This is a genomic window from Polaromonas sp. P1_E1_2 (assembly GCF_056406035.1).
Genome location: NZ_JBFUAZ010000006.1, coordinates 20,236 through 28,147, shown reverse-complemented (window position 1 = coordinate 28,147; position 7,912 = coordinate 20,236). Strand labels below are relative to the sequence as shown.

Annotated in this window: 11 protein-coding genes; 7 read left to right on the top strand and 4 right to left on the bottom strand. The window is 62.7% G+C overall.

What is annotated here, in order from left to right:
• Positions 1–316: 316 nt before the first annotated feature.
• Together AC1D1P_RS00990 and AC1D1P_RS00985 are read left to right on the top strand one after the other, a co-directional pair.
• Entirely contained in the window at positions 317–895 is a 579-nt protein-coding gene (locus tag AC1D1P_RS00990) for an NADPH-dependent FMN reductase (protein ID WP_477671826.1), read from the top strand.
• Positions 892–1,569 carry a hypothetical protein gene (locus AC1D1P_RS00985; RefSeq protein WP_477671825.1) on the top strand — a complete coding sequence of 226 codons (678 nt, stop codon included), beginning with the start codon at positions 892–894 and terminating at the stop codon, positions 1,567–1,569. Before AC1D1P_RS00990 ends, AC1D1P_RS00985 begins: the two co-directional genes overlap by 4 nt.
• An 8-nt stretch (positions 1,570–1,577) precedes the next feature.
• Here AC1D1P_RS00985 and AC1D1P_RS00980 read toward each other — a convergent pair whose 3' ends face one another.
• Together AC1D1P_RS00980 and AC1D1P_RS00975 are read right to left on the bottom strand one after the other, a co-directional pair.
• The gene (locus AC1D1P_RS00980; protein ID WP_477671824.1) at positions 1,578–2,204 is read right to left on the bottom strand and encodes an FMN-dependent NADH-azoreductase; all 627 of its coding nucleotides are present in this window, start codon (positions 2,202–2,204) and stop codon (positions 1,578–1,580) included.
• A gap of 23 nt (positions 2,205–2,227) precedes the next feature.
• The gene (locus AC1D1P_RS00975) at positions 2,228–2,551 is read right to left on the bottom strand and encodes a DMT family transporter (protein ID WP_457281851.1); all 324 of its coding nucleotides are present in this window, start codon (positions 2,549–2,551) and stop codon (positions 2,228–2,230) included.
• A gap of 106 nt (positions 2,552–2,657) precedes the next feature.
• On the opposite strand from AC1D1P_RS00975, the gene AC1D1P_RS00970 reads away from it, so the two are divergent.
• The 3 genes from AC1D1P_RS00970 to AC1D1P_RS00960 all read left to right on the top strand — a co-directional run bounded on the left by AC1D1P_RS00970 (position 2,658) and on the right by AC1D1P_RS00960 (position 4,536).
• Positions 2,658–3,044 carry a winged helix-turn-helix transcriptional regulator gene (locus AC1D1P_RS00970; RefSeq protein ID WP_477670392.1) on the top strand — a complete coding sequence of 129 codons (387 nt, stop codon included), beginning with the start codon at positions 2,658–2,660 and terminating at the stop codon, positions 3,042–3,044.
• Positions 3,045–3,163: 119 nt separating this feature from the next.
• On the top strand, positions 3,164–4,165 hold the full coding sequence (locus AC1D1P_RS00965; protein WP_477671823.1) for a Bug family tripartite tricarboxylate transporter substrate binding protein: 1,002 nt from the start codon (positions 3,164–3,166) through the stop codon (positions 4,163–4,165).
• Between the two features lie 107 nt (positions 4,166–4,272).
• On the top strand, positions 4,273–4,536 hold the full coding sequence (locus tag AC1D1P_RS00960) for a YkgJ family cysteine cluster protein (protein WP_477670394.1): 264 nt from the start codon (positions 4,273–4,275) through the stop codon (positions 4,534–4,536).
• Positions 4,537–4,543: 7 nt separating this feature from the next.
• Here the strand turns inward: AC1D1P_RS00960 and AC1D1P_RS00955 are convergent, their stop codons facing one another.
• A complete protein-coding gene (locus AC1D1P_RS00955) occupies positions 4,544–5,209 on the bottom strand; it encodes a Crp/Fnr family transcriptional regulator (RefSeq protein ID WP_477670743.1) in 666 nt (221 codons plus the stop codon).
• A 174-nt stretch (positions 5,210–5,383) separates the two neighbouring features.
• On the opposite strand from AC1D1P_RS00955, the gene AC1D1P_RS00950 reads away from it, so the two are divergent.
• Both AC1D1P_RS00950 and AC1D1P_RS00945 read left to right on the top strand, forming a co-directional pair.
• Positions 5,384–6,154, top strand: coding sequence for a class II aldolase/adducin family protein (locus AC1D1P_RS00950; RefSeq protein ID WP_477670395.1), 771 nt, complete (start codon positions 5,384–5,386; stop codon positions 6,152–6,154).
• Positions 6,151–7,035 carry a bile acid:sodium symporter family protein gene (locus AC1D1P_RS00945; protein WP_477671822.1) on the top strand — a complete coding sequence of 295 codons (885 nt, stop codon included), beginning with the start codon at positions 6,151–6,153 and terminating at the stop codon, positions 7,033–7,035. The genes AC1D1P_RS00950 and AC1D1P_RS00945 overlap by 4 nt, the downstream gene beginning before the upstream one ends.
• Here AC1D1P_RS00945 and AC1D1P_RS00940 read toward each other — a convergent pair.
• The gene (locus AC1D1P_RS00940; RefSeq protein ID WP_477671821.1) at positions 7,032–7,877 is read right to left on the bottom strand and encodes a transglutaminase-like domain-containing protein; all 846 of its coding nucleotides are present in this window, start codon (positions 7,875–7,877) and stop codon (positions 7,032–7,034) included. The two genes, AC1D1P_RS00945 and AC1D1P_RS00940, sit on opposite strands and share 4 nt — an antisense overlap.
• Between the last annotated feature and the right edge of the window lie 35 nt (positions 7,878–7,912).

Below are 7,912 nucleotides of genomic sequence, written 5' to 3'. Positions count from 1 at the left end.
ATGCCATGGAGCGGTCCGGTGTCGATGGTGGCCAGGCTTGCCGCAGCCGCACGGCGGCGCGGCAGCACACACATGCGCCGTGCAGGTGCCCCGGCCCATCGGTCCCCACAGGACGAAGGCATGATTTTATCAGGCGAGGCCCGATTTGTGCGGCCTGTCCGGGGGCATGGCCTTGCGTGGCTTCGGGGATTTGCTATCAATTCAATAGCTGCTTGTGCCCGTCCTTATTAGGCTGGGGCGTCAAAGTCCGTGCAAGACGGCTGTTGTGCGCGGCAGTCACGCCAAAAGCCGGCCGCCAGCGGCCACAATAGCGGGCATGAAACTACTCGTCTTTGCTGGCAGCATCCGCCAAAACTCCTTCAACCGCAAACTCGCCCAGGTGACCGCCACACTGGCGCGCGCCAGCGGCGCCGAAGTCACCCACATCGAGCTGGCCGACTTCGACATCCCCATGTACAACGCCGACCTCGAAGCCAAGGGCACGCCGCCCGACGTGATGAAACTCAAGCAGCTCATGTTTGAACACCCGGCCTGGATCATCTGCTCGCCCGAATACAACGGCAGCTACACCGCGCTGCTCAAGAACACCATCGACTGGGTGTCCAGCCCCGTCAAGAGCGACCCGGCCTGGCAGGAAGGCTTCAAGTCTTTCACCGGCAAGGTGGTGGGCGTGCTCAGCGCCTCACCCGGTGCGCTGGGCGGCCTGCGTTCGCAAAGCCATCTGGTGCCGCTGCTGCTCAACGCGCAATGCTGGGTTGCGCCCAAGGCTTTTGCCCTGGGCCGCGCCGGCAGCGCCTTCGACACCGAGGGCAACCTGCTCGATGAATCGCACCTCAAAAATGTGCAGGCGGTGATCGACCAGGTGCTGTTTGCTTCCCAACGCCTCACTGCATGACAGCGCGTCCAGGCCACTGGCTGTCGGGCCTGGCGGCCTTTTGCCTCGCGTCGTGCGCTTACGCCATGGACGTGGAGATCAGGGAGCCTTTTGTTTTTCTGTCAGGCAAGGTGACCGGCAATGAACAACGGATTTTGCAGGCCGCGATAGAGGAGCACCCGGGCATCACAACGGTGGTGCTCAAAAACTCCTCGGGCGGGGACGCCCGGTCCGGGTATGCGACTGGCGAATACATCCGTGAAAAAGGCCTGATGACCTTGCTTTCAGGCTATTGCCGTTCTTCGTGTTCGCGCATGTTTCTGGGCGGCACAACACGCGCCTACTCCGACGACCAGCCTCTCGAAAGAACGGTCGTGGGTTTCCATGGCAACTACACGCAGGACGGCAGCCTGCAACAGGCGCGCATGCCGGCACTGAAAGCCTGGATCATGAAATACAGCGACGGCAAAGCCAACCCCCAGCTGGTAGAGCAGTGGGTCAGCCTGCCCAACCACAACGGCTTCGCCTATTTCTACCACCCCCAGGTGCCTGGCATCGGCCCCGACGGCGTGATGCTGTGCCAGGGAAGCGAAGACCCGAAGCTGCGCAAGGAACTATGCGCAAAACCCCAACAGGGTGACGCGCTGGCCAACGGGATCGTGACCACACTGGAGATCGCCAAAATACCCCGGTGACCAACGCACTAATTTACGGCCAGCGCCCGTGCCTGCTCCACCGCACCGGCCTTGGTTGCCGCCAGTTCTTCGGGCGGCACCAGCGTCGGCGCAACGCTTATTTCCGCCGTCACCTCAATGTCCAGGAAACGCAGCCAGCGCCGCATGTACGGTTTCTGGAAATCGGATTCATCTTCCCCTGGCCGCAGCGGGTACGCGCCGGCACTTGAATACACCAGCGTCGCACTCTTGCCTGGCAGCAGCGCCTGGTAACCGGTTTGCCTTGACCATGCCCAGTTCTGCCCCGGCAAGGTCACCACGTCGATGAAATGCTTGAGCCGGTAAGGAATGCCGAAATTCCACATCGGCAAACTGAAGAGATACCGGTCTGCCGCATTGAAGCGCTGCGACACCGCGACCGCACGCGCCCACAACGCCTGCTGCGGCGCCGTCGCATTCTGCGCACGCAACACGGCAAACTTGGCGGCGATCATGTCGGCGTCAAACGGCGGCAGGTCGATGTCCCACACATTGATCGTGTCCACGGTGCCCTCGGGATGCGCCTGGCGATAGGCGTCCAGCCAGGCGGTGGCGACGGAAGTTGAAGTGGACGCGGCCTGCATCGGCGAAGCTTCGATATAAACCAGATGGGTCATGGGTTTCTCCACGGATGGGTTGATCAAACAGTGCCGTCCAGCAGGCGCAAGCCCACCATGCCGGCCACCACCAGCGCCACGCAGGTCAGACGCAGTGCCGAGGCGCTTTCGCCCATCCAGAGGATGCCGATCAGCGTCACGCCGACCGAACCTATCCCCGTCCAGATCGCGTAGGCCGTGCCCACCGGCAAAGTCTTGACGGCATGCGTCAAAAAGAAAATGCTGGCGCCGGCCGCGGCCACCCCCAGCACGCTGGGCCACAGGCGCGTCCAGCCTTCGGAAGATTTCAGGAACAAGGCCATTGCGATTTCGACAATGCTTGCGGCGAGTAAATAGAGCCAGGCCATCGGGAGTCTTTCTTTGGAATAACAGGGTTAAAGAGGGTTAAGGATTGATGCGCCTCCAGCTTAGGTTTACGATTACCCATAGGCAAGTACGCACCTTCTGGTAACCATGACAATTCCCGGCGACCCACCCACCGACGCTTCAAATGTGTTTAGCCAGGCCTGCCCGTCGCGGCAAGCGCTGGAGCTGGTGGCCAGCAAGTGGGCCTTGCTGGTGATCCCGGCGCTGGCCGATGGCCCGGTGCGCAACAACGAGCTGATGCGCAAGATCGAAGGCATCTCGCAAAAGATGCTGACGCAAACGCTCAAGGAGCTGGTGCGCAATGGCCTGGTGCTGCGCTTTGACCGCCAGACCGTGCCGCCGCATGTGGAATACCAGCTCAGCGCGCTGGGCCAGTCCCTCAGCGAAACCTTGATCCCGCTGGACAACTGGGCCGAGCGCAACCACCAGAACCTGAAGGCCGCGCGCGAACGTTTTGACGCATCCTTCATCTAGCGCATGGGGGTTAGCCTCATTAGCGGAATCACGTAGCGCCGCGCCTCATGTACGGTCCTATATTGGACCGACACGCCAGCGATGAAAACGACGGCGGCAACAACATGGAGACACATCAAATGAAACACCTCAACACGCGCCGCGGCGCATTGCAGTTCGGCCTCAAGGCCGGCGGCGCACTGGCAGCGGTTTCGGCCTTTCCCGGGCTGCTGCATGCACAGGCCGGCTGGCCCAGCAAACCCATACGCTTGCTGGTGCCCTTCGCGCCCGGCGGCAGCTCGGAGATCGTCGCACGCTCAGCGGCCAACGAACTCACCAAGAGCCTGGGCCAGACGGTGTTTGTGGAAAACAAGCCCGGCGCCAGCGGCAACATCGCCATGCAGGAATGCGCTGCCTCTACCGATGGCCACACCATCATCCTGGGCCACATCGGCACCATGGCGGTCAACCCCTTCATCTTCGACAAACTGCCCTTCGACACCAACAAGGACTTCAAGCCCATCTCGCTGCTGGCCAAGGTGCCCAGCCTGTATGTCGTCAATTCCAGCGTGCCCGCCAACAACCTGAAAGAATTCATCGCGCTGGCCAAGGCCAAGCCCGGCCAGCTCAATTACGGCTCAGCCGGCAATGGCAGCGCCGGCCATCTGGCGTTTGAATATTTGAAGATGGCGACCGGCATTTTTGTGCTGCACGTGCCCTACCGCGGCACCGGCCCGCAGCTGACCGACCTGCTGGCCGGGCGGCTCGAAGCGGCAAGCGTGGGCGCGCCGGCCATCCTCGCGCACATCAAGTCAGGCAAGCTGCGCTGCATTGCCACCGGCACCAAGGAGCGCCTGTCCCAACTGCCCGACGTGCCCACCGTGGCGGAAAGCGGCTACCCCGGTTTTGAAATGACGCAGTGGTACGGCCTTAATGCGCCGGCCAACATGCCGCAGGCCAACATCGACCGCATCGCCGAGGCTTGCAATAAGGCCATGCGCAATCCGCAGGCCACCGAACGCCTGCGCGGTGACACCGCCCAGCCGATCGGCGACACACCGGCGCAGTACGGTGCCTTCATCAAGACCGAGCAGGCGCGCTGGAAAGAAGTGGCGGCACGGGCAAAGATCAAACCCGACTGATTTTGCGCCACAAACGGTCCCACAGGCCTTTTTTAAGCACCAAATACGGCTCCAGCCCAATAGGAATCTGCGCGAGCAGCTATATTTTTCATAGCAGACCACCAACCATGAACTGCCGTCCCGGCTGCGGCGCCTGCTGCATCGCGCCCTCCATCAGCTCCGCCATACCCGGCATGCCCCACGGCAAGCCGGCGGGCGTGCGCTGCGTGCAGCTCGACACCGCCAACCGCTGCCTCATTTTTGGCCAGCCCGAACGGCCTGCGGTGTGCGGGCAGCTCATGGCGTCTGCCGAGATGTGTGGCGCCGACGCGGGAAGCGCGATGGTCTGGCTGGCCCGGCTGGAAAACGACACGCGGCCCGGCCGGCATTGAACCCGCCCTAGCGCGATACGTTGCCCAACGCCTCCAGCCGCGCAGGCGAAACAATTTCAATGCAGCGGTAACCGAGCGCGATGGCGCCACGCTGCACCATCACCTTGAGTTCGACCGACAGCGTTTGCCGGCTGATGCCCAGCATCATGGCCAGCGCCTCCTGCGAAACCCGCACCACCGGCCGCGCCTTCAATGCCATCGTGGCATCGCCGCGCGCCAGCAGCAGCAGGCGGCGCGCCACGCGGGCGCGGGTCGAACGCAAGGCGGCGTCTTCCACCATGCCGTAGAGCGAACGCACGCGCGCCGCCAGCAAGCCGGCAATGGCCCGCGCAAACGGCGCGCCCTGCATCAGCAAGGTAAAAGCCGCCTGCGGCACCACCAGTACCTCCACCGCAGACAAGGCCGTGGCATCGTGCGTGCGCGGCTCGCCATCCATCAGCGAGATCTCGCCGATCCAGTTGCCCGCTTCCAGCACCACCAGAATCGCCTCGCGCCCGTCCTCACGCAGCGAGGAGATTTTCAACAGGCCGCCGAGCAAGCCATAAAAACCGCCGGGCGCATCGCCCTGGCGAAACAGCATTTCACCGGGCCGCAGGCGCAGCACCTCGGCAGAGGCGAGCAGCGCCTGGCGGTCCATCGCCGGCAGCGCGCCAAACCACGGGTTGGCCGACATGCGGGCAAGCAAGGATGGCGGTGAGAGCGGTGAAAGGGGCGAAGGTGTCTTCGGAACGACAGGCATGCGACCAATTGTCAAATTTTTGACAGTTCCCCGTCAAGCACCCACGTATCGTGAGCAGTTCGTGCCGAGAGAGCACCTTTATTCATACACACCACGGAGACCATCCCCATGCATATCCCCTCCCTCAAGGAAGTCGTCAGCGCTGAAGAATGGCAACTGCGCTGCGACCTCGCCGCCTGCTACCGCCTCGTCGCCCTCTACGGCTGGAGCGATCTGGTCTTTACCCACATCAGCGCCAAGCTGCCCGAATCCATTTCCGGCGCGGGCAACCACCATTTCCTGATCAACCCCTACGGCCTGATGTTCGACGAGATCACGGCCTCCAGCCTGGTCAAGGTCGACGGCCAGTGCAACAAGGTCATTGATACGCCCTTCCCGGTGAACCCGGCAGGCTTTGTGATTCACAGCGCTGTGCATGAAGCGCGCGCCGATGCCGGCTGCGTGCTGCACACCCACACGCGCGCCGGGGTGGCCGTGAGCGCGCAAAAGTGCGGCGTGCTGCCCATCAGCCAGCAGTCCACTTTCGTGCTGGCGTCCCTCGCCTATCACGCGTATGAAGGCGTGGCCTTCCGCGACGATGAAAAACCACGCCTGCAGGCCGACCTGGGCAAGGCCAATTTCCTGATGCTGCGCAACCACGGCCTGCTGGTCGTCGGCAAAACGATTGCCGACGCTTTCCTCAGCATGTACACCTTCGAGAACACCTGTCGCATCCAGCTCGACGCGCAGGCCGGGGGCGAACTCACCGAGGTCAACCCGTTGATCGTCAAAGGTGTGGCCGAGGCCATGCGCGTGCAGACCGGCGGCCTGGGTGGTGCTTTTGTCTGGCCGTCACTGATACGCAAGCTCGACAAACTCGACGAAAGCTACAAGTCATGAACGGCTCACCTGTCGTCGCGCAGCTGCTGATCGCGGCGCTCGCGCTGGTCATGCTCGGCCTGGGCATGACCCTGAAGGTCGAGGACTTCACCCGCCTGCTCAAATACCCCAAGGCCGTGGCGGTGGCGCTGGTGCTGCAGGTCATCGTGCTACCAGTCGCCTGCTACGCGATCATCGTGCTGCTGAATGTGCCGCCGCTCTTTGCGGTGGGGCTGATGCTGCTGGCTGCCTCACCCGGTGGCATCTCGGCCAACCTGTTCAGCCACCTCTTCGGCGGCAACGTGGCGATGAACATCTCGCTGACCGCCATCAACACGCTGCTGTCCATCGTCACCATGCCGGTGATCGCGAACTGGGCGATCGACACCTTCGCCAAGACAGGCCAGGTCGTGCCGCTGCAGTTCGGCAAGGTGGTGGAAGTGATCGTCATCGTGCTGGTCCCGGTGGCCATTGGCATGTGGCTGCGCACACGCAAACCCGCCTGGGCCGCGCGTAGCGAAAACCCGACCAAGATTTTCAGCATCATCGTGCTGGCCGTGGTGGCCATAGGCGCAGTCGTCAAGGAGTGGCAGTCACTCACCACCACCTTCGCCGCGATCGGCCCGGCGGTATTGGCTTTCAACCTGGTGAGCCTGCTGGCCGGTTACTACGTCTCGCGGGCCACGGGCCTGGACAAACCCATCTCGACCGCCATCAGCTACGAGATCGGCATTCACAACGCAACGCTGGCCATCTTCATTGCGCTGGCCGTGCTGAACAACTTCCAGCTGGCCCTGCCGGCGGCGATTTACTCCTTCAGCATGTACATCACGGCCACGCTGTTCGGGCTGCTTGTGCTGAAGCGCCGCAACGCGGCAGTCATGGCGGCACCTGCGGGCTAAACCGTGACCACGGTCAGCGCGGGCGAATGCACCCCCGTTGAAACGCCAGGCAGGATGTCTCCCTCGGTGATCGAGAGTTCCTTGCGCAGCATCTGCACACCGCCAAAAATGGTGGCAAAGGCCACGTCCTTGGCGTCGCGGCCCGTGCCCACACGCACCAGGCGGTCGATAGGCGCCATGCGTGTCGGGTCAAAAATCACCCATCGCCCCTCCAGCCAGGCTTCAAACACGGCATGGAAATCTTCCGGCGGCTCGTCAAAGTGCACATACCCCACCACCAGCCGTGCGGGAATATTCAAGGCCCGGCACAGCGTGATGCCCAGGTGCGCAAAGTCACGGCAGACACCCGCGCGCTGCACAAACACCTCCTGCGCGGTCGTGGTGGAATTGCTAAAGCCCGGCAAGTAGCCAATCGAGTCGTGAATCCAGGCCTCGATGGCACGCACCCTGCCAATGCCCGGCGGCAAGTGGCCAAACAGCTGCTGCGCGGCACGGCTCATGACGTCGGATTCGCAATAGCGGCTGGGCATCAGGTAGCGCAGCACTTCGTCCGGCACCGCCGTCACAGGGGTTTCGTCCAGGTGCAGAGGCACCGGGGCCGGGTGCAGCTCCACGCGCGCATGGTAGTTCACCGAAAGCACGCCCTTGGGARCATCCAGGCGGATAAAGCGGTTGCCGCTGCGCTCATCCGAAAAGTTCCGCACCTTCATGCTGGGCGTGATGGTCAGCCGCTCTTCCACAACATGGTGGCCTTCGTGAAAAGCCGCCTCGATGTGAAACAGGAAATGGGCGGGGTGAATGACCTCGTATTCCAGCAACAGATCAATAAGGGTGGTGTGCATAAGCCTGAACCGGTGAAAAGAAACCTTGTGGATGC

Bases quoted from the DNA above. Each gene is read 5' to 3' on its own strand.
- AC1D1P_RS00990 (WP_477671826.1), top strand. From the start codon at position 317: ATGAAACTACTCGTCTTTGCTGGCAGCATCCGCCAAAACTCCTTCAAC.
- AC1D1P_RS00985 (WP_477671825.1), top strand. From the start codon at position 892: ATGACAGCGCGTCCAGGCCACTGGCTGTCGGGCCTGGCGGCCTTTTGC.
- AC1D1P_RS00980 (WP_477671824.1), bottom strand. From the start codon at position 2,204: ATGACCCATCTGGTTTATATCGAAGCTTCGCCGATGCAGGCCGCGTCC.
- AC1D1P_RS00975 (WP_457281851.1), bottom strand. From the start codon at position 2,551: ATGGCCTGGCTCTATTTACTCGCCGCAAGCATTGTCGAAATCGCAATG.
- AC1D1P_RS00970 (WP_477670392.1), top strand. From the start codon at position 2,658: ATGACAATTCCCGGCGACCCACCCACCGACGCTTCAAATGTGTTTAGC.
- AC1D1P_RS00965 (WP_477671823.1), top strand. From the start codon at position 3,164: ATGAAACACCTCAACACGCGCCGCGGCGCATTGCAGTTCGGCCTCAAG.
- AC1D1P_RS00960 (WP_477670394.1), top strand. From the start codon at position 4,273: ATGAACTGCCGTCCCGGCTGCGGCGCCTGCTGCATCGCGCCCTCCATC.
- AC1D1P_RS00955 (WP_477670743.1), bottom strand. From the start codon at position 5,209: ATGTCGGCCAACCCGTGGTTTGGCGCGCTGCCGGCGATGGACCGCCAG.
- AC1D1P_RS00950 (WP_477670395.1), top strand. From the start codon at position 5,384: ATGCATATCCCCTCCCTCAAGGAAGTCGTCAGCGCTGAAGAATGGCAA.
- AC1D1P_RS00945 (WP_477671822.1), top strand. From the start codon at position 6,151: ATGAACGGCTCACCTGTCGTCGCGCAGCTGCTGATCGCGGCGCTCGCG.